This is a genomic window from Lysobacter niastensis, assembly GCF_015453285.1.
Classification (GTDB): domain Bacteria; phylum Pseudomonadota; class Gammaproteobacteria; order Xanthomonadales; family Xanthomonadaceae; genus Lysobacter_J; species Lysobacter_J niastensis.
Map to the genome: position 1 here is coordinate 112455 of NZ_JADLZT010000002.1, position 18921 is coordinate 131375.

General features: G+C 69.0%; 15 protein-coding genes and 2 pseudogenes. 3 read left to right on the plus strand and 14 right to left on the minus strand.

Annotation, left to right across the window (positions count from 1 at the left end):
- Positions 1-25: 25 nt before the first annotated feature.
- From ung to rhlB, 6 genes and pseudogenes are all read right to left on the minus strand, one after another.
- The gene (gene ung / locus IU514_RS03230; protein WP_194929641.1) at positions 26-772 is read right to left on the minus strand and encodes a uracil-DNA glycosylase; all 747 of its coding nucleotides are present in this window, start codon (positions 770-772) and stop codon (positions 26-28) included.
- A pseudogene (locus IU514_RS19200) lies at positions 769-1125 on the minus strand (response regulator); the annotation flags it as partial. The gene ung and the pseudogene IU514_RS19200, both read right to left, overlap by 4 nt.
- Positions 1104-1611: pseudogene (locus IU514_RS19205) on the minus strand (response regulator); the annotation flags it as partial. The pseudogenes IU514_RS19200 and IU514_RS19205, both read right to left, overlap by 22 nt.
- A gap of 2 nt (positions 1612-1613) precedes the next feature.
- Positions 1614-2585, minus strand: a complete 972-nt coding sequence (ftsX, locus tag IU514_RS03240) for a permease-like cell division protein FtsX (RefSeq protein ID WP_324187773.1) — start codon at positions 2583-2585, stop codon at positions 1614-1616.
- A complete protein-coding gene (ftsE, locus tag IU514_RS03245) occupies positions 2582-3268 on the minus strand; it encodes a cell division ATP-binding protein FtsE (RefSeq protein ID WP_194929643.1) in 687 nt (228 codons plus the stop codon). Before ftsE ends, ftsX begins: the two co-directional genes overlap by 4 nt.
- A gap of 325 nt (positions 3269-3593) precedes the next feature.
- The gene (rhlB, locus tag IU514_RS03250; RefSeq protein ID WP_194929644.1) at positions 3594-5312 is read right to left on the minus strand and encodes an ATP-dependent RNA helicase RhlB; all 1719 of its coding nucleotides are present in this window, start codon (positions 5310-5312) and stop codon (positions 3594-3596) included.
- Positions 5313-5597: 285 nt separating this feature from the next.
- Between rhlB and trxA the strand changes: the two genes are divergently transcribed.
- Together trxA and rho are read left to right on the plus strand one after the other, a co-directional pair.
- The gene (trxA, locus tag IU514_RS03255) at positions 5598-5924 is read left to right on the plus strand and encodes a thioredoxin TrxA (protein WP_194929645.1); all 327 of its coding nucleotides are present in this window, start codon (positions 5598-5600) and stop codon (positions 5922-5924) included.
- Positions 5925-6194: 270 nt separating this feature from the next.
- Positions 6195-7877, plus strand: a complete 1683-nt coding sequence (gene rho / locus IU514_RS03260) for a transcription termination factor Rho (protein ID WP_194929646.1) — start codon at positions 6195-6197, stop codon at positions 7875-7877.
- A 57-nt stretch (positions 7878-7934) separates the two neighbouring features.
- Here rho and IU514_RS03265 read toward each other — a convergent pair whose 3' ends face one another.
- The 4 genes from IU514_RS03265 to IU514_RS03280 are packed head-to-tail and all read right to left on the minus strand — an operon-like array spanning position 7935 to position 10530.
- Positions 7935-8759 carry an energy transducer TonB gene (locus tag IU514_RS03265; RefSeq protein ID WP_194929647.1) on the minus strand — a complete coding sequence of 275 codons (825 nt, stop codon included), beginning with the start codon at positions 8757-8759 and terminating at the stop codon, positions 7935-7937.
- 43 nt (positions 8760-8802) lie between these two features.
- Positions 8803-9474, minus strand: coding sequence for an energy transducer TonB (locus IU514_RS03270; protein ID WP_194929648.1), 672 nt, complete (start codon positions 9472-9474; stop codon positions 8803-8805).
- Between the two features lie 9 nt (positions 9475-9483).
- Positions 9484-9648 (minus strand): hypothetical protein, encoded by a 165-nt coding sequence (locus tag IU514_RS03275; RefSeq protein WP_194929649.1) that lies wholly within the window; start codon positions 9646-9648, stop codon positions 9484-9486.
- 39 nt (positions 9649-9687) lie between these two features.
- On the minus strand, positions 9688-10530 hold the full coding sequence (locus IU514_RS03280) for an energy transducer TonB (protein WP_194929650.1): 843 nt from the start codon (positions 10528-10530) through the stop codon (positions 9688-9690).
- A gap of 105 nt (positions 10531-10635) precedes the next feature.
- On the opposite strand from IU514_RS03280, the gene IU514_RS03285 reads away from it, so the two are divergent.
- Positions 10636-12465 (plus strand): monovalent cation:proton antiporter-2 (CPA2) family protein, encoded by a 1830-nt coding sequence (locus IU514_RS03285; protein WP_194929651.1) that lies wholly within the window; start codon positions 10636-10638, stop codon positions 12463-12465.
- 38 nt (positions 12466-12503) lie between these two features.
- On the opposite strand, the gene IU514_RS03290 is transcribed toward IU514_RS03285, so the two are convergent.
- The 4 genes from IU514_RS03290 to IU514_RS03305 form a co-directional block, all read right to left on the minus strand.
- The gene (locus IU514_RS03290; protein WP_194929652.1) at positions 12504-15815 is read right to left on the minus strand and encodes an ankyrin repeat domain-containing protein; all 3312 of its coding nucleotides are present in this window, start codon (positions 15813-15815) and stop codon (positions 12504-12506) included.
- Positions 15808-16077, minus strand: coding sequence for a YcgL domain-containing protein (locus tag IU514_RS03295; protein ID WP_194929653.1), 270 nt, complete (start codon positions 16075-16077; stop codon positions 15808-15810). The genes IU514_RS03290 and IU514_RS03295 overlap by 8 nt, the downstream gene beginning before the upstream one ends.
- A gap of 185 nt (positions 16078-16262) precedes the next feature.
- The gene (gene cydB, locus IU514_RS03300) at positions 16263-17276 is read right to left on the minus strand and encodes a cytochrome d ubiquinol oxidase subunit II (protein WP_194929984.1); all 1014 of its coding nucleotides are present in this window, start codon (positions 17274-17276) and stop codon (positions 16263-16265) included.
- Positions 17276-18688 carry a cytochrome ubiquinol oxidase subunit I gene (locus IU514_RS03305; protein ID WP_194929654.1) on the minus strand — a complete coding sequence of 471 codons (1413 nt, stop codon included), beginning with the start codon at positions 18686-18688 and terminating at the stop codon, positions 17276-17278. The genes cydB and IU514_RS03305 overlap by 1 nt, the downstream gene beginning before the upstream one ends.
- Positions 18689-18921: the final 233 nt, after the last annotated feature.

Sequence of the window (18921 nt, forward strand, 5' to 3'; positions counted from 1 at the left end):
CCGGTTCCTGAACCGGCGCGAGCGCTCAGGGCGACGTGAGATCTGCGCGCGCTGGCAGCGACCAGTCGATCGGCGCTTGTCCGCGCCTCGTGAGGTATTCGTTGGCGGCCGAGAAATGACCGCAGCCCAGGAATCCACGATGTGCGGACAGCGGCGACGGATGTGGGGCCTTCAGCACCTTGTGGCGGCGCGGATCGATGACCTTGCCCTTGGCCTGCGCGTAGCTGCCCCACAGCAGGAAGACCAGGCCTTCCCGTTCGCGGTTCAGCGAGTCGACGACGTGGTCGGTGAAGCCTTCCCAGCCTTTGCCCTGGTGCGCGCCGGCGCGGCCTTCCTCGACCGTCAGCACGGCATTGAGCAGCAGCACGCCCTGCCGCGCCCACGGCAAAAGACAGCCGTGATCGGGTCGGGCGATGCCGAGGTCGCGCTGGATTTCCTTGAAGATGTTGTCCAGCGACGGCGGCACCGGCACACCCGGCATCACCGAAAAACACAGGCCGTGCGCCTGGCCGGGACCGTGGTACGGATCCTGGCCGAGGACCACCACCTTCACGTCGTCGAAAGGCGTCGCGTCGAACGAAGCGAAGATCTGCGGCCCGGGCGGATAGATGCGCGCACCGGCTGCACGACGCTCACGCAGAAACGCCGACAGCGACTGCATCTCCGGACGCGCCAGGTAATCGCCGATGCGCGCTTTCCACGAGGGGTCCAGGCGGATGCGTTCGCCCGCGCCGTTCGCCTCGGCGCCGCCGGTCGGAGGTGCGAGGTTCATGCGTCCAGCGCGCGCTGCTCCGGCATGCGCGACAAGCGCAACTGGAACAGCGTCTTGGTCACCAGCAGGCGTTCCTCGATCGGCTTGAGCACCAGGTCGTTCGCACCCGCGCGCAGCAATGCGCTCTGGTTGTCGGCGTTGGCGTCGCCGGTCATCACCAGCACCGGCAAGCGGCGCTTGCCGTAGCCGAAGTCCTCGCGCAGCTTCGCGAGCAGGTCGTTGCCGTCGAGTTCGCCCTTCAGGTAGACGTCGGTCAGCACCATGTCGGTGCCGGCGTCTTCCTGGCCGCGATGTGCTTCCAGGTGTTCCAGCGCTTCCTCGACGCCGATGAAGTGCAGCACCTGCAGGCCGTGGCGTTCGAGCATGCGTTTGGTCGCCAGCGCGACCACCTTGCTGTCCTCGACGTACAGCACGCGTGCGCCGGGAATCGGCTGCGGCTGCACGTAGCCGCGGATGAACGCGGCCAGTGCGGTGTGGCCGAGCGATTTGTCGAAGTAGTCGGTGACGTCTTCGGTAAAACGGCGCGACTCCAGGTGCGATTGCGCGTCGCCGGAAACGACGATCACCGGCACGTATGCCTGCGCTGCCGCTTCGCGCACGGCGCGCGCCAGGCCGATGCCGTCGCCATCGGGCAGCACCAGCGACGTCGTCACCAGGTCGACCGCGCCATTGGCCAGCGCCTCGCGCGCCTCGGCGATGCTGCCGCACGGCACGATCACCGCGTCGGCGAGTTCGCGCGCGAGCACGTCGCCGATCAGCTTGCGCACGAGCTTGGAGCCGTCCACGACCATGATGCGTGGCGCGGCGTTGTCGAGGTGGCGGAGGTCCTGGGATTGCATGTTCACGTCGTCGGCCGGGTCTGGCGCAGGTAGTGGCCGGTGACGAAGCCGGCACCGAGCCAGCCCAGCAGGCCGGCGCCGAGCACGATCGCCAGCGCCTGGATCGGATTGAAACCCTGCAGCTCGAAGCCGCTGCCATAGCTGCCGGCCAGTTCGGCCAGCGGTGCGCGCAACGACCAGTCGGCCGCGGTCAGCAGCGTCAGGGCCAGCGCACCTGCGACCAGTCCGTAGCAGGCGCCGAGATACAGGAATGGCCGGCGTATGAAACCATCGCTAGCCCCGAGCAGTTGCAGCACGCCGATTTCCTCGCGTCGCGATTGGATGTCCAGGCGCACGGTATTGCCGACCACGAGCAGCGCACCAAGGCCCAGCAGCGCGGCGAGCACCAGCGCCAGGCGGCCGCCGAAACGCAGCCAGCCGTCGAGCCGCTGCCGCCAGCCGGCATCGTGCTGGACGACATCGACCTCGGGCAGGTTCTTCAGCGAACCGGCCAGCAATGCCTCGTCTCCCTTCGGCGTCACCACCAGCAGGCTCGGCAGCGGATTGCCGCCGGCACCCAGTGCGTCGATCGCCTCGCCGAGGCCGCCGCGTTCGCGCAACTCCGCCAAGCCCTGCTCGGGCGTGCGCAATTCAACCGATGCGATGTCGGCGCGACCACGCAATTCATCGCCGAGCGCGCGTGCGCGGTCGGCGGCCACCGACGTCTTCAGGAACAGGCTGATCTGCCGCGACTCCTGCACGCTGCCGGTGAAACGCTCGACGTTGGCCAGCGCCGCCCACAGGCCGAGCGGCAATGCGATGGCCACCGCCATCACGCCGATCGTCAGCGCCGTGGCCCACGGCTTGCCGAACATGCGGCCGAAGCTCGCCACCAGGCTGTAGACGTGATGGTCGAACCAGGTACCCAGGCGCGAGCGCGGCTTGCCGGGCTTGGTCTGTGCGGCTTTCGGCGGAGCGCTGTCCTGCGTGCTCACAGTGCAAGGTCCTCCGGCGCGATGTCGTCGACAAGGCGGCCCTGGTTGAGCACCAGCACGCGCTTCTTCATTCGTTTCACCAGCGCCAGGTCGTGGCTGGCGACCATCACGCTGGTGCCGCGCTCGGGGAGCGACTCGAACAGCGCCATGATCTCCGCCGACAACGTCGGATCGAGATTGCCGGTGGGTTCGTCCGCCACCAGCAGGCGCGGTTCGCCGACGATCGCTCGGGCGATGCCGACGCGCTGCTGCTCGCCGGCCGAAAGCTGCGACGGCAACGCATTGGCGCGCGCACCGAGCCCGACCTTGTCGAGCACGCTGCGCACGCGCTTGCCGATCTCGCCGCGGCGCAGCCCTCGCAGGATCAGCGGCAGGGCGACATTGTCGGCGACGCTGCGGTCGGTGAGCAGGCGATGGTCCTGGAACACGACACCGACGTCACGACGGTGCATCGCGACGCGGCTGCCGCGCACCTTCAGCAGATTCTTCTCGCCGAACAGGACGGCTCCGCGGCTGGGACGCTCGGCGAGGTGGATCAGCCTGAGCATCGTGCTCTTGCCGGCGCCGGAGTGGCCGGTGACGAACAGCATTTCTCCGGACGCCACCGAGAAGCTGACATCGTTCAGCGCATCATGGCCGCTGCCGTATCGCTTGCTGACGTTGTCGAAGCGCAAAACGCTCATCGTCCACCGAAGCCCTCACCCTGACGCCCAGTATCCGTGGCGGCGACGACGATGGCTAGGACCTGCGAAAGAATTCCGCGGCCCGACTCCGCGGCCGGCGACGATGCGCAGACGCGACGGGTCGTGAGTTTTCAACGACTTAAAGATGGCGCGACCGACAACCGGTCGACGTGACCGATGAAGGGATTTTCGCTGGTCACCGCGATCGCCGATCGCGGCTGCACGCGAAACCGTGCAACCGCTCAAGGAAACCGGTAGCCATCGCGCAAGCAGCGCGACGGGTGACCCGGGCGCGCTGCACCCGGGTTGCAGACCCCGCGAGGAATCAGTGCTGCGAACGCGGCGCGCGCGTGATCAGCGCCTTCAGCTTGCGGCCGATGCGGTGCAGCAGACCGGACTGCTCCTGGCCGGCATGAACGGGCGCGGGCTTCTGCGCGGGCACGTGCGAGGCCTTGCCCTGCGAAGCGGCCACTGCAGCGGCGGGAGCGGCGGCTTCGCCGTTGCCCTCGATGCGGCGGCCACCGCGGCGGCGGCGGCGCTTGCGCGTCGCACGCTCGCTGTCGGCGACGACGGCCGGCGCGGCATCCGGGGCCGACGCGGCCTGCTCTGGACGAGCATGTTCCGGACGAGCCTGCTCCGGACGCGGCTTGCGCTCGCCACGCGGCGGACGCGGCGCGCCGTCGCGCGGACCACGATCGCTGCGCTCGCCGCTGCGGCCGCGGCCACTGCCGCTGCCAGTGCCACGACGACCACCACCGCGGCGCTCCTCGTCGGCGGCGCGCTGTTCGCGCGCTTCCTTGAAGATCGCGCCGATGCTTTCCTGCTCACCCTCGGTGCCTTCCGGCAGTTCGCGCGGGGGACGCGGAATCGGCACCAGCAGATCCGCCTCGACCGTGGCCACCGGCAGCTTCTGCTCGATATAGGACTCGATGTCGGGCAGCGACATCGCGTAGCGCTCGCAGGCGAAGCTGATCGCATCGCCCTCCGCGCCCAGGCGGGCGGTACGGCCGATGCGGTGGACGTAGTCCTCGGCATCGAACGGCAGGTCGTAGTTGTAGACGTGCGAGACGCCGTCGATGTGGAGGCCGCGCGCGGCCACGTCGGTGGCGACGAGGATCTCGAGCTGGCCCTTCTGGAACTTGTTCAGCAGCGTCTCGCGCTTCTTCTGCGGCACGTCGCCGGAGAGCACGCCGACGCGATAGCCGCCCTTCTCAAGCGCGCGGGCGACGCGTTCGACGAACGCCTTGGTGTTGACGAACACCATCGTGCGCGCGCCCTCGCTGCGCGAGAGCAGGCCCAGCAGCAGCGGGATCTTCTCCTCGTCGGCCGGGAAGTACACCTTCTGGCGCACCTTGGCGGCGGTGATGAACTCGGTCTCGACGACGACCTTCTCAGGCTCGTTCATGTGCTCGTAGGCCAGCTCCAGCACGCGGTGGCTGAGCGTGGCCGAGAACAGCAGGGTCTGGCGCTCGGTGCGGATCGGCATGCGCCGCAGCAGGAAGCGGATGTCCTTGATGAAGCCCAGGTCGAACATGCGGTCGGCTTCGTCCAGCACGCACATCTCGCAGGCGTGCAGCGACACGACCTTGTGCTGCTTGACGTAGTCGATCAGGCGGCCGGGCGTGGCGATGATGACGTCGGCGCCTTCCTGCAACTGGGCGCGCTGCTTGTCGTAGTCGACGCCGCCGTAGACCAGGGCGAACTTCAGGCCCAGATCGGCGCCGAACTTCACCGCGTCCTTGTGGATCTGGATGGCCAGCTCGCGGGTCGGCGCCAGGATCAGCGCGCGCGGATCTTCCGGCTTGCGCTCGGCGAGGGCGGGACGGGTCAGCAGGCGGTTCATCACCGCGACCAGGAACGCCAGCGTCTTGCCGGTGCCGGTCTGCGCCTGGCCGGCGACGTCGCGCCCGGTCAATGCGATCGGCAGGGTCAGTGCCTGGATCGGCGTGCAGCGAGTGAAGCCGGCGGCCTCCAGGCCTGCCAGCAGACTCGGGTGCAGGTCGAAGGAGGAAAACGAAATATCGGTTAGGGGTTTGTCGCTCATTAGCCGTGAACTGTCGCGCGTATCGTGCGGCCTGCGATATGCAGCTTTGCACGGGTGCGCTTGCGTGGGTAGCGGTCCGCATCGCAGACTGCCGGGGCCGGTCCACCCGCCGCTGAAGGGGGGGAACCGGCTCGATTGGGTGTCCCGGCAGGCCTTGAAGCCGCCTCGAAACGCCCCAGTTTACCGTAACGCCCGTCCCGGCACCGGCCTGGCGCCGGGCCAGACCCTTTTTCCGCCCGGCCTGCCCGCCGTGCGGGTGACCGATCCATCCGCAGGAGATTCCTCGTGAGCGAGAAAATTTTGCACGTCGGCGACGCCGATTTCGACGCCGCCGTCCTTAATTCGTCCGAACCCGTGCTGGTGGACTTCTGGGCCGAGTGGTGCGGCCCGTGCAAGATGATCGCCCCGGCCCTGGACGAGCTCGCCGAGGCCTACGACGGCAAGGTCAAGATCGCCAAGGTCAATGTCGACCACAACCGCACCACGGCGATGAAGTACCACGTGCGCTCGATCCCGATGCTGCTCCTGTTCAAGAACGGCCAGGTCCAGGCCACGCAGATCGGCGCCGTGGGCAAGGCCCAGCTGAGCCAGATGATCGACAAGGCCCTTTGAGCCTCGCCGGTGAAGGGCCTTTCCGGCCCTTCCCGCCCCCGGCCGGCCCTGCCCGGCCGGCTGCAGCAGCCCCGTTTCACGCCCCCGCCCTGCCGGGAGCCTGAAAAGCCCGCATGAACGCAAGCCCCATGCCGCTTGCCCGGGCGCGGCGGCAGTGCTAGTTTCGTGTCACCCGGCGCTGTTCTGACGCCGCACCCCTTCTCGATAACCACGTCCATGACGTCCCGCTCGCCATCTGCGAGCGCTCGCCGCCTAGCGAGGATTCCCTGCTTGTCCGATAACACCCCCGATTCTGGCGACACCGCCGAAAAGCGCGTGCGCAAGACGCGTGTCAGTAAAGCGGCCGACACTGCCGCATCCGTCTCTTCCGAACCCAAGGCCGCACCGGCCGCTCCGGCTGCGCCTGCTCCTGCAGCGCCCGCGCCGCAGCCCCCGGCTGCGCCGGCCGAAGCCCCGCGCGCCGAAGCCCAGCGCGAAGGCCAGTCCTCCGGTGGCGAAGGTGGCGGCAACGCCCCGCGCGACCAGCGCGATTTCGATGGCGGCAACCGCGGCGGACAGCGCCGTGACCGCTTCCGCAACCGCCGCGATCGCCAGCGCGAACGCTTCCGCGACGGCGGCATGCAGGACGAAGGCGGCAATGGCGAGAACTTCGTGCCGCGCCCGCACCCGCAGGTGCCGGAAGGCTTCCCGCAGTATTCGCTGGGCGACCTCAAGCGCATGCCCGCCCCGCGCCTGCTGGACATCGCCGAACAGCTGCAGATCCACGAAGGCGTCGCCCGCGCCCGCAAGCAGGACGTCATCTTCGCCCTGCTGAAGGTGCTGACCCGCCATGGCGAGGGCGTCGCCGCCGACGGCGTGCTGGAAATCCTGCCTGACGGCTTCGGATTCCTGCGCGCCGCCGAGGCCAGCTACCTGGCCGGTCCGGACGATACCTACATCTCGCCCAGCCAGATCCGCCGTTTCAACCTGCGCACCGGCGACCATCTGTCGGGCCGCATCCGCTTCCCGAAGGACGGCGAGCGCTACTTCGCGCTGTCCGTGGTCGACAGCATCAACGGCGAACCGCTGGAAGCGTCTAAGAACAAGGTCCTGTTCGAGAACCTCACGCCGCTGTTCCCGCGCCGCAAGTTCAAGCTGGAGCGCGGTGACGGCTCGACCGAGGACATCACCGGCCGCATCCTCGACCTGATGGCGCCGCAGGGCAAAGGCCAGCGCGCACTGATCGTCTCGCCGCCCAAGGCGGGCAAGACGATGATGATGCAGCAGGTCGCCACGGCCATCACGACCAACCACCCGGACGTGCACCTGATCGTCCTGCTGGTCGACGAGCGTCCGGAAGAAGTGACCGAAATGCAGCGCACCGTGCGCGGCGAAGTGGTCTCGTCGACCTTCGACGAACCCGCCGCGCGCCACGTGCAGGTCGCCGAAATGGTGATCGAGCGCGCCAAGCGCCTGGTCGAGCACAAGAAGGATGTCGTCATCCTGCTCGACTCGATCACCCGCCTGGCCCGCGCCTACAACAACGTCGTGCCGTCCTCGGGCAAGGTCCTGACCGGCGGTGTCGACGCCAACGCGCTGCACCGCCCGAAGCGTTTCTTCGGCGCGGCCCGCAACGTCGAGGAAGGCGGCTCGCTGACCATCATCGCCACCGCGCTGATCGACACCGGCAGCAAGATGGACGAGGTGATCTACGAGGAGTTCAAGGGCACCGGCAACTCGGAAGTGCACCTGGACCGCCGTATCGCCGAGAAGCGCGTCTACCCGGCCATCAACATCAACCGCTCCGGCACCCGCCGCGAGGACCTGCTGATCGAGCCGGAACTGCTGCAGAAGATCTGGATCCTGCGCAAGCTGCTGCACGGCATGGACGAAATCGGCGCGATGGAGTTCCTGCTGGACAAGATGAAGACCAGCAAGTCGAACGACGAGTTCTTCAGCTCGATGAAGCGCTGACGTCGCGACATCCAGGCAAAAAAGAAACGCCCCGCATTGCGGGGCGTTTTTTTCTGCTCAGGCTCCGGACTGGTCCGGCGGATTCAGCAGCACGAGCTCCGGATCGGCCGGATAGATCCCGCCGGCGGGCAAGGCATCCACGCTCGCCGCCTGCTTGCCAGCATCCCGGGACCACGGCGCCACCTGGCGGGGGCCGGCAACGTACCCCTCCCATTCGCCGTACTGCGGTCGCACCGTCTTGCCGCGGATCATGAATTCGACGGGCACGCGCACGGACCAGTAGGGATCGCCGGCGTGGGGGCCCTTGGCCGGAGGAATGAACCTCCAGTCCTCGGCCGCCTCGAGAGCCACCTTGGCGAACATCACGCGCCATTCGTTCATGCCGGCTTCGTGGGTGATGACGCGCAGGTTCACCTGCTCGGCAATGACGTCCTCGACGCGGCCCTTGCGGTCGATGCGGGCCACGACGTAGACGATTCCGGTGACACCGCCCATGGCCGCGACGCGTGGATAACGCGGCGGCTTGAGCCCCTTCGACATCGGGTACTCATCCGGCGCATGACGGAAGAAGCTGGTTCCGGCGATGCGCACCACGTAGTTCGACGCGTCCACCTTACGGGCCAGGAAGCGCAGGCTCATCATGCTGCGCAGCGGGCCCGGACTGGTGCCATCGGGGCGCTTGAACGTCCATTCCGGGATCTTTCGCGCAGCCAGCTCCGTCACGGCCAACGGGAGCTTGTCGGGCTTGTCGAGGACATAGCCCTTGACCCTGCCGTCCGCATCCACGTCGATCGAACCCGTCACCAGCATGCTGAGTTCGGCGTGCCGTTCCACCACTTCCGGTTCGACCGCGCCGGCGAGCGCGGACGCGAACAGCAACAACGCCAGCGCGGCTTTCGTCGCAAGTCGTGTCATGCGTCAGTGCTCAGGTTCCATCGAGCGGCGTCAGCAGTTTCGGCCCCGACCCGATCGGATGCATGCCGCCACCGGCGACCGCGTCTGCGCCGAGCGCCGCATCCATCGCGCCCAGCCAGGGCGTGCTCGCGCGCGGCCCCGGGATGTAGGCCTCCCACTGCCCGTACGGCGTGAGTTTCTCGTCGTGCAGCAGGAAGTCCACCGGCACTCGCGCCAGCCAGAACGCCTTCCCGACTTCCTCACCGACGGTAGGCGGATTGAAGGTCCATCGGCGCGCCGTGGAAATGGCCGTCTTCGCCAGCATATTGCGCCAGCGCGTCATGCCGGATTCGTGGTCGACGACCTTGAGGTTCACCTGTTCGGCGATGACGTCCTCGACGGTGCCGTCGCGGCCAATCCGCACCACCAGGTACACCGTGCCCTTCACGCCGTTCATCGCGGCCATCTCGGGGTACTTCGGCGGCGCCAACTCCTTGCTGGTGATGAACTCGCCGGGATTGCCGCCTTCACCGAAGTTCGCGCTCGCGATGCGCACCTCGGCGCGATTCTCGTCGATGGGCTTGGCGACGATGCGCACGCTCATCTTCGTGCGAGCCCTCACGGTCTTGCCGTCGATCACGACCGGCTCGAACTTCCAGCCCTTCACGGCCTTGCCGAGCATCGTATTGGCCGCGACCGGCACCTTGTCCGCCTAGTCCAGCGCGTAACCACCGACGTGGCCATCGGTCTCGATATCGACCGTTCCGGTCACCAGCACGCTGGCTTCGGTCTGCTTGCGTACCTCGGCTTTGCCGCCGCCGGCCAGCGCGACGCCTGCACACAGCCACAGCGCCATCCCCATCCATGCGTTCTTCATGCGTGTCCCTTCCTCAGCTCCGTTCCATGTCCTGCGCGATCAGGATCCACCCAATGGCGTCAGCAGCTTAAGTCCTGCATTGGCCGAATACACCCCGCCCGGCGGCAGCGCATCCGGCCCGCCGGCCAGCGCCGCGCGGTCCGGCAGCCACGGCGCGCGCTGCACCGGGCCGGGCACGTATGCCTGCCACTGGCCATACGCGGGCGGGGTCTCGCCGCGCATCACGTAGTCGACCGGGACGCGCACCAGCCAGAAGGGCGCATCCACTTCCGGCCCCTTCGTGGGCGGCAGGAACTTCCAGTACGACGCTGCCCTCAACGTCGTCTTGGCGAACATCTCGCGCCAGAGCGGCATGTCCGATGGCTTGGCGACGGCACGCACGTTGACCTGCTCGATGAAGGAGTCCTCGACGCGCCCATCACGCCCGACTTTCACCACCACGTAGGCGGTGGCGGAGACGCCGGCGCGCGCCGCGCCGCCCGGGTATTCCGGCGGCGACAGCTTCTTGCTGGCAACCTCTTCGCCGGGAAGCTCTTCGCCGAAGAACGCATTGCGCAGCCATACGACCGTCTGTCCGGCTTCGTTGCTGCGGGCGCCCACGCGCAGGCTCATCTTGACGCGCGCCTTCACGACCCGGCCATCCACGCGCACTGGTTCGAACGTCCAGTCTTTCGCGAGCCGGTCGACCAGCCGCACCACCGCCTGCGGCAGCCGGTCGACCTGATCGATGGCATGCGCGACGACGCGGCCATCGGGGCCGATGTCGATCGTACCGGTCAGCAGCGTGCTCGCTTCGAGCTGGCTGCGCACCTCCTGATGCTTGTCCGCCGCGATCGCGCATGTGCTCATCGCGAGCAGCAGACCCAGCCACCATCCCTTCATGATCACCCCCATTCCCTGGACTGGCCGGCATCAGAACCCGAATTGCGGCATGGCGCAACGAGCCCGCCATGCCCCCGCAGGCATAATCGGGAAAAGGAGGTGTACATGCACGGCGGCGGACTCGAACTGGCCCTGGTATTCCTGCTGGCTGCGGTCATCGCGGTGCCGGTGTTCCGGCGCTTCGGCCTCGGCGCAGTGCTGGGCTACCTGACCGCGGGCGTCGCCCTTGGCCCTTACGGGCTGAAGTTCGTGCACAACGCCGAGCCGGTGCTGGCCGCGTCCGAGATCGGCGTGGTGATGATGCTGTTCGTGATCGGCCTGGAGCTGTCGCCGTCGCGCCTCAAGGTCATGCGCAAGCCCGTGTTCGGCGCCGGCGGTGCGCAGGTCGTGCTGTGCGGCCTGGCCCTCGGCGCGCTGACGATGCTGATGGATTACGGCTGGAAGGCCGGCGCGGTGGTCGGCCTGAGCCTGGCGCTCTCGTCGACCGCGGTGGGCCTGCAGCTGCTGTCCGAGCGCAAGGCGCTGACGGCCGAGCACGGCCGCCTCGCGTTCGCCATCCTGCTGTTCCAGGACCTCGCCGCGATCCCGCTGCTGGCGGCGATTCCGCTACTGGGCAAGGCGCGCGTGGCGGAGAACGGCCTGGGCTGGGACGAACTGGCCATCGCGATCGGCGCGATAGCGGTGATGGTGCTCGGCGGCCGCCTGGCGCTGCGCCACCTGTTCCGGGTCGTCGCGCGCACCCAGATGCCGGAAGTGTTCACCGGCGCGGCGCTGCTCAGCGTGCTGGGCGCGGCGTGGCTGATGCAGATGGCCGGCCTGTCGGCAGGCCTCGGGGCATTCCTCGCGGGCGTGCTGCTCGCCGATTCGGAGTTCCGCCACGAGCTCGAATCCCAGATCGATCCGTTCAAGGGACTGCTGCTCGGCCTGTTCTTCATGGCCGTGGGCATGAGCATCGACCTCAAGCGCGTGCTGTCGGAGCCACTGCTGATCGCCGGGCTGGTGGCGGCACTGATGACGGTGAAGTTCGCGATCCTGTTGCTGGTCGGGCGCGGGCCAGGCGGGCTCGGCTGGCGCGAATCGCTGCGGCTTGGTGCAGTGCTCGCGCTCGGCGGCGAGTTCGCATTCGTGGTGTTCCAGGAAGCACTGCGTGTCGGCCTGATCGACGGCGACATGCGCAACCGCCTGGTCGCGGTGGTCGGCCTGTCGATGGCACTGACGCCGCTGCTGGTGATCGCGGTGGACCGCTTCCTCGACGCCAATCCGCCCGAGAAGCATGTACGCGCCTACGACACGATCCCCGACCACCAGCCGCAGGTGCTGATCGCCGGCTTCGGCCGCTTTGGCCAGATCGTCGCGCGACTGCTGCTGGCGCATAAGACGCCCTTCATCGGCATCGAACACAGCGCCGACCAGGTCGACTTCGTGCGCCGCTTCGGCAGCCCGGTCTATTACGGCGATCCCGCGCGACCCGACCTGCTGCGCTCGGCGGGCGCGGCGGAGGTGAAGGTATTCGTGGTCGCGATCGACAAGGTCGACGACAACCTGCGCACCGTGCGCGCGATCCGCAAGCTGTATCCGCAGGCCAAGGTGTTCGCGCGTGCACGCGACCGCCGCCATGCATGGGAACTGATGGACCTCGGCGCGAGGCCGATGCGCGAGACGTTCCTGTCGAGCCTGAAGCTGGGCGAGGAAGTGCTGGTCGAACTGGGCGTGTCGCCCGAGACCGCACGCGACCACGCCGAGCGTTTCCGCGACCACGACCGCCGGCTGCTGCGCGCGCAGTACCTGATCCGCGACGACGAGGCCGCGCTGCTGCAGTCGACCAAGGATGCGCGCCGCGAGCTGGAAGAACTGTTCAACGCCGACCATGGCGAAGGCATGCTGCGCGAGATCGCCGACGCGACCGAGACGCCGGAAGAAGGCGAGGAAGAATGATCAATGCGCGGCGAGGCCAGTTGGCCCCGCCGCCATGATCAGCGCGGATCGCGCAGGAAGCGCGCCATCGACACGTTGCTGCCCGGCGCCGACGGCGCGAACTCGGCGGCGATGTCGACGAAGCCGCGCATCACCGCGATCTCGCGCGGCGTGCGGTTGAGGCTGTCGCGCTGGTCCGGGTCGGCGCCCGCGCGCAGCAGGCGCTGCACGACGCGCAACAGTCCGTGCAGTGACGCCAGGTGCAGCGGCGCGAAACCACGTGGATCCTGAGCGTCGAGCGCGGCGTCGTGGTCGAGCAGCAGGTCCAGGCCCGCGATCAGCACGTCTTCGTCGGCGGCGGTGCCCGGTTCGGCGCGCGCGCCCAGCAACAGCAGCAGCGGCGTCGCGCCGCCGGCCGGACGGTCGGCATCGACGCCTGCCAGCAGCAGCGTGTCGAGCAACGCGACCAGGCGCGCGCGGTCGCGTGCGGTGAAGCCGTACATCGCCGCGCAATGCAGCGCCTGGCGTCCCTGCGAATCGCAAGCCTGGACGTCGGCGCCGGCGGCGAGCAGGCGCGCGGCGAGGTCGGTCAGGCCGAGTGCGCAGGCCACCATCAGCACGGTCAGGTCGCCCGGCAGGCGCTGTTCCAGCGGCGCGCCGGCGGCGATCAGCCGGTCCATGATCTCGATGTGGCGCATGCTCACCGCCGCCGACAGCGGCGTCGCGCCGGAATGGGCGGCGCGCTGCGGATCGGCGCCGCGCGCCAGCAGCAGGTCGACCACCGCGCGATGACCGCCACCGGCCGCGCGCAGCAAAGCGGTGCAGCCTTGCGAGTCGAGCGCATCGACCGGCATGCCCAGGTCGAGCAGGCGGCGTACCGCGTCCGCATCGCCGACGATCGCGGCGGCGGGTACGTCCTGCGCCTGCAGCGGCCGCTTCGGCAGCGGCCAGCCGCGCCAGTCGAGCCAGTCGGCCAGGTCGCGCCGGCCCGAGGCCAGCGCCACGCCCAGCGGCGTCTGGCCGTCGGCCGCGAGCAGGTCGGGCGCCGCACCATGAGCGATGAGGCGCTTGAGCATGCTTTCGCGGCCGAGCGCGGCGGCCAGGTGCAGCGCGCTCATGCCATGGCTGTCGCGGACGTTGAGGTCGATGCCGGTCGCGAGCAGGCGATCCACCAGGCGCGTCCAGCCGAGCCGCACCGCGAGCGACAGCGGCGGATCGCCGGCCTTCGACGATGCGAACGCATCGGCGCCGCGATCGAGCAGGTCCAGCGCGCACTGCTCGAGACCGCGCGCGGCATGGTCGTTGGCCGCGCAGGCAGCGAGGAAACGCGCCAGGCCGCCGGTGCCAGCCGGCGAGACGCCACGGCGCAGCAACTGTTGCAGCGAAGGAATCGCCGCCGGGCCGCGATCGAGCAGATGGAACAGCACGGTGTCGCCGTTCGCGTTGCGGACGTCGGCATCGGCGCCCTGTCCCAGCAACCAGGCGACCTTGTCGGCGGCGAGCAGCGTGTCGTCCTCGTGCAGCAGCGCGCCGCGTTCGGCGGGCGTAAGCAGTTGCGCGAGTCCGCTCAACTCAGCGGCGCGGCCCTCCTGCAGGCCGTCGCGCAGCAGCGCCGACGGCACGCGATCGGGCAATCCGGCCTCGCCGTGGTCGGCATCGGTGACGACGCTGGCGGGTAGCGGATAGGCACGATCGAGCGCTGCCACCAGCGACCAGCGTCCGCCTTCGGCGGCACGATCGATCGCGCGCTTGCCGTCCTGGTCGCGCAGCTCCGGATCCAGGTCGAGGTCGAGCATGCGCTGCACCAGCACCGGCGTGCTGTGCTCGGCCATGCAGGCCAGCATCAGCGCGTTGCGTCCGTCGCGGTCGATGGCGGCCGCCTGAGCGCTGCCGCCGCGCGGGAGGTGATCGAGCAGGCGTTCGAACATCGCCTCGCGTCCACCGCGAGCCGCCTCCAGCAGCGGGCTGCGGCCGGCCTTGTCGGGAGAACCCGCATCGGCACCGGCAGCGAGCAGGGCCGCGGCGATCTCGAGATGGCCCGCATGCGCGGCGATGTGCAGCGCGCTGCGGCCTTCGCCATCGCGCGCATCCACTTTGGCGCGGTGCTTGAGCAGCAGTTGTACGCCGGCCAGATCGTCGTCTTCGCCGCCGGATGCCGCGAGCAGCGCCGGCTGGCCGCCGGCGGGTTCGGTGCGCGCGCCGCGTTCGAGCAGGAACTTGGCCAGCCGCCAGTTGCCCGCGGCACAGGCCACGCCCAGCGGCGACAGCCCGTCGCGGCCCAGCGGATCGAGTTCGGCCGCGGCATCGCGCAGCAGTGCCGCCACGCCCGGATCGGAACTGCGCGCGGCGTGGTGCATCGGCGTGTAGCCGTCGTTGTCGGTGGCGCGCGGGTCGGCACCGTTGGCGAGCAGCGTCATCACCGCGTCGGGACGGCCATGCCAGCTGTCGCGGGTCGCGGCCAGCAGCGGCGTCACGCCCGCGTGCGAATGGTTGAGGTCGATGCCCTGCGCGATCAGCGAGCGCAGCAGGCGCAGGTCGGGCAGCACCGCGGCGAGCACGGCGAGGCTGCGCTGGTCGCGCTCCTCGGCCGGCGGCGATGCGCCGATGTCGGCACCGGCCTCGATCAGCTCCAGCGCGCGTTCGACGCGTCCGGCACGCGCCGCAGCGTAAAGCGCGGGTTCCAGCGCCTCGCCGTAGACCGGCAGGTCGTCCTGGGCTTCGCCGGCATCTTCCGGCTCGAAGCCGGGCAGCGGGTCGGCGGGATCAGTCTGCTGCAGCAGGCCGTGCAGCAGCGGCGTGGCGACCGCGAGCAGTGCGGCCACGAGCCAGCGCGCATTGCCTTCGATCAGCCCCGGCCAGGCCAGCAGCACGATCAGCGCGGCCAGCGCCAGCACCGACGCGGCCACGGCCAGGCCGCGCCAGGCGCCCAGCTCCAGCTCGCTCAAAGCGCGCCAGTGTTCCTGCAGCGGTGCACCCTCGCGTTCCAGACCCAGCCACAGCGGCCAGATCCGCCACAGCCCCAGCAGCACCAGTCCGCCCACCGCGCTCAGCCCCAGCGCCGCCATCAGCGATCCGCTTTGCAGCAGCGAGGTCAGCGGCCAGGCGATCATCGCGGCGAATGCCGCCACGCCCGCGATCCACAAGCCGGCAAGTGCCAGGCCGTCGCGTTTCCACTCCCGCGGCAGCGAGTCCTCGCCGTCGCGCCAGGCGCGCACGGCCAATGCCACCACGGGCTGCGCCAGGGTGCCGAGGAGGGCGGCGACCGCATGGCCGGCCGCAGTGGCCAATGTCAGGGCTAGACCGACGGCGAACGTCGCGGCCAGTCGCCATCGCGACGACGGCCCTGTGGTCTGCGGCTTCGGCTCAGGCATCGGTGCCCCAATCCTCCTTCAGCGGATCTTCCACGGTCGGCGGGAACTGCAGGTGGAATCCCCGCGCCGACAGGTTCTCGCGCACCACCTCCGCGTCCTCGCGGGCCAGCTTGCGCTCCGCCGTCAGCGCCACTTCCAGCACGAACTGCAGCGCACCCAGCTGCGAGCGCAACGGCTCCGGCAGGCGCGTGAAATCGTCGCGCGAGGCGAGATAGACGTAGGTGTCGGCCTTGCGAAGGCTCTTGTAGACGTAGGCTTGCATCGGTCGGCGGGTAGCGTCGGCAACAGCGCGTCGCACATGACGTTGCGCACAGCATACCCGCGCAAGCGCGGAAAAGCGGGGATCAGCAAAGGATGGCGCGCACGCCGCTGTTCAGCCGCGTTCTGATCCGTTCTGATCCATGGAGCCGCCGCTATCGGCGATGGCGGCGCTTGCACCGTCCGCCTTCAGTGATACCCGGAGTCGGCCGAGACCTTGCCCCTGAACACGCGGTAGGACCAGTACGTGTAGCCCAGGATCGCCGGCAACAGCACCACCAGGCCGGCGAGCACGAAGCCCTGCGAGGACGGCGGTGAAGCGGCATCCCAGATGGTCATCGACGGCGGCACGATGTTCGGCCAGATGCCCAGCACCAGGCCGGCGAAGCCGAGCGCGAAGAAGCACAGCGTCAGCAGGAACGGCGCGGCATCGCGGCCCTGGTGCATCGCCGCGCGCCACAGCGCGAACGCGTTGGCCAGCGCCAGCAGCGGCACCGGCGCCAGCCACCAGAAGTTCCCGCCCTCGAACCAGCGCGCCATGATCCGCGAGTCGAGGAACGGCAGCCACGCGCTGACCAGCCCCATGAAGGCCACCACCACCAGCACCAGCGGCCGCGTCAGGCCGCGCGCGACCTGCTGCATGCGGCCATCGGTCTTGAGCACCAGCCACGTCGCGCCGAGCAGCGCGTAGCCGAACAACACCGCGACGCCGGTCAGCATCGAGAACGGGCTGAACCACGAGAACGCACCGCCGACGTACTTGCCGCCCTGCATGGGCATGCCTTCGACCAGCGCGCCGAGGATCACGCCCTGGGCGAACGCGGCGAACATCGAGCCGAGCGCGAACGCAGCGCCCCACGCCGGCTTGGCGCGCTGCGCCTTGAAGCGGAACTCGAAGGCGACGCCGCGGAACACCAGCGCGATCAGCATCAGCAGCACCGGCAGGTACAGCGCCGACAGCACCACCGCGTACGCCTTCGGGAAGGCCGCGAGCAGCCCGGCACCGCCGAGCACGAGCCAGGTCTCGTTGCCGTCCCAGATCGGCGCGGCGGTGTTCATCATGTGGTCGAGCTGATGCTCGTCCTCGGCGAACGGCGCAAGGATGCCGAGCCCGAGCACGAAGCCGTCGAGCAGCACGTACATCAGCACGCCGAAGCCGATCACGCCGAACCAGATCACCGGCAGCACGGTTGCCATGTCCATCATGCGCCCTCCCCGGTCGGCGCCACGGTCTCGTCGGCCGCCGACAGCGGACGCGCCGGTGTCTTGTCGCCGTGTTCCGTGTGCTGCGGTGGTTCGTGCGGGTGCGGACCCTGCACGATCAGGCGGCGCAGGTACCAGATGCCGGCACCGAACACGATCGAGTACACCGCGGCATAGACGATCAGCGACGTCATCACGCTGGCCGCGGCCACGGTCGGGCTGACCGCGTCGGCGGTGCGCAGCAGGCCGTAGACGACATAGGGCTGGCGGCCGATCTCGACCACGTACCAGCCCGCGAGCAGAGCGACGAAGCCCGACATCATCATCACGCGCCAGCCGCGCAGCACCCACCGGGATTCGTAGAGTCGCCCGCGCCGCCATGTCCACAGCGACGCCAGCACCAGCAGCAGCATCGCCGTGCCGATGCCGACCATCACGCGGAACGCGAAGAACACAGGCTTCACCGGCGGGCGCTCGCTCGCCGGCACCGACTTCAGCGGCTGGATCTCGCCGTCCAGCGAGTGGGTGAGGATCACGCTGCCCAGGCGCGGCAGCGCGATCTCGAAGTCGTTGCTTTCGGTCTTCTCGTTGGGCACGGCGAACAGGATCAGCGGCACGCCCTCACCCTTGGGTTCGTGCTCCCAATGACCTTCCATCGCGGCGACCTTGATCGGCTGGTGCTCGAGCGCGTTGAGACCGTGCTGGTCGCCGACCATGACCTGCGTCGGCACCGTGATCGCGGCGAAGATCACCGCGGCCTTGAGCAGGCGCCGCCCGGCTTCGATGTGCACGCCGCGCAGCAGGTACGAAGCGCCGACGCCACCGATCACGAAGCAGGTGGTGATGAACGCGGCCAGCACCATGTGCGCGAGCCGGTACGGGAACGACGGATTGAAGATGATCTGCCACCAGTTCGCCGGTTCGAAGACACCGTTGACGATCTGGTAGCCGGCCGGCGTCTGCATCCAGCTGTTGGCGGAGATGATCCAGAACGTCGAGATCAGCGTGCCCAGCGCGACCATGCAGGTGGCGAGGAAATGCATCTTCTCGCTGACGCGGCCCCAGCCGAACAGCATCACGCCGAGGAACGTCGCCTCGAGGAAGAACGCGGTCAACACTTCATAGCTGAGCAGCGGCCCGAGGATGTTGCCGGCCTGCTCGCTGAGCGTCGCCCAGTTCGTACCGAACTGGAAGCTCATGACGATGCCGGACACCACGCCCATGCCGAACGACACGGCGAATATCTTGGTCCAGAAGAAGAACAGGTCCCGCCAGAGCGTGTCGCGGGTGCGCAGCCATCGCCACTCGACGAAAGCCAGCCAGCTCGCCAGGCCGATCGTGAAGGCCGGGAACAGGATGTGGAACGAGATCACGAAGCCGAACTGGATCCGCGACAGCAGCAAGGCATCCATGGATGCTCATCTCCGCGGCACACGCAGCGGCGCCGCGACCGATATTGTCGGCGCCGCCGTAAGGCCGCGCAAAGGATCAGTTGCGGTCGGATAACAGGGGATCAGGTCCATCGGCGGGCGCAAAAGCCACACCCGGCGCGGGTTCCGGCCGTCCGGACGACGCCATGCCCGGGCTCGCGGGCATGACGCATGGCCCGATCCGGCAAACCCGCGGACTGATACGCTGCGGCGGT

What these genes read in the sequence shown, in the direction of transcription:
- IU514_RS03275 (WP_194929649.1), bottom strand. Translation starts at nt 9,648, where the DNA reads ATGAAGAACGCATGGATGGGGATGGCGCTGTGGCTGTGTGCAGGCGTC.
- ftsE (WP_194929643.1), bottom strand. Translation starts at nt 3,268, where the DNA reads ATGAGCGTTTTGCGCTTCGACAACGTCAGCAAGCGATACGGCAGCGGC.
- rhlB (WP_194929644.1), bottom strand. Translation starts at nt 5,312, where the DNA reads ATGAGCGACAAACCCCTAACCGATATTTCGTTTTCCTCCTTCGACCTG.
- IU514_RS03280 (WP_194929650.1), bottom strand. Translation starts at nt 10,530, where the DNA reads ATGAAGGGATGGTGGCTGGGTCTGCTGCTCGCGATGAGCACATGCGCG.
- IU514_RS03285 (WP_194929651.1), top strand. Translation starts at nt 10,636, where the DNA reads ATGCACGGCGGCGGACTCGAACTGGCCCTGGTATTCCTGCTGGCTGCG.
- ung (WP_194929641.1), bottom strand. Translation starts at nt 772, where the DNA reads ATGAACCTCGCACCTCCGACCGGCGGCGCCGAGGCGAACGGCGCGGGC.
- cydB (WP_194929984.1), bottom strand. Translation starts at nt 17,276, where the DNA reads ATGGACATGGCAACCGTGCTGCCGGTGATCTGGTTCGGCGTGATCGGC.
- IU514_RS03290 (WP_194929652.1), bottom strand. Translation starts at nt 15,815, where the DNA reads ATGCCTGAGCCGAAGCCGCAGACCACAGGGCCGTCGTCGCGATGGCGA.
- IU514_RS03295 (WP_194929653.1), bottom strand. Translation starts at nt 16,077, where the DNA reads ATGCAAGCCTACGTCTACAAGAGCCTTCGCAAGGCCGACACCTACGTC.
- IU514_RS03305 (WP_194929654.1), bottom strand. Translation starts at nt 18,688, where the DNA reads ATGGATGCCTTGCTGCTGTCGCGGATCCAGTTCGGCTTCGTGATCTCG.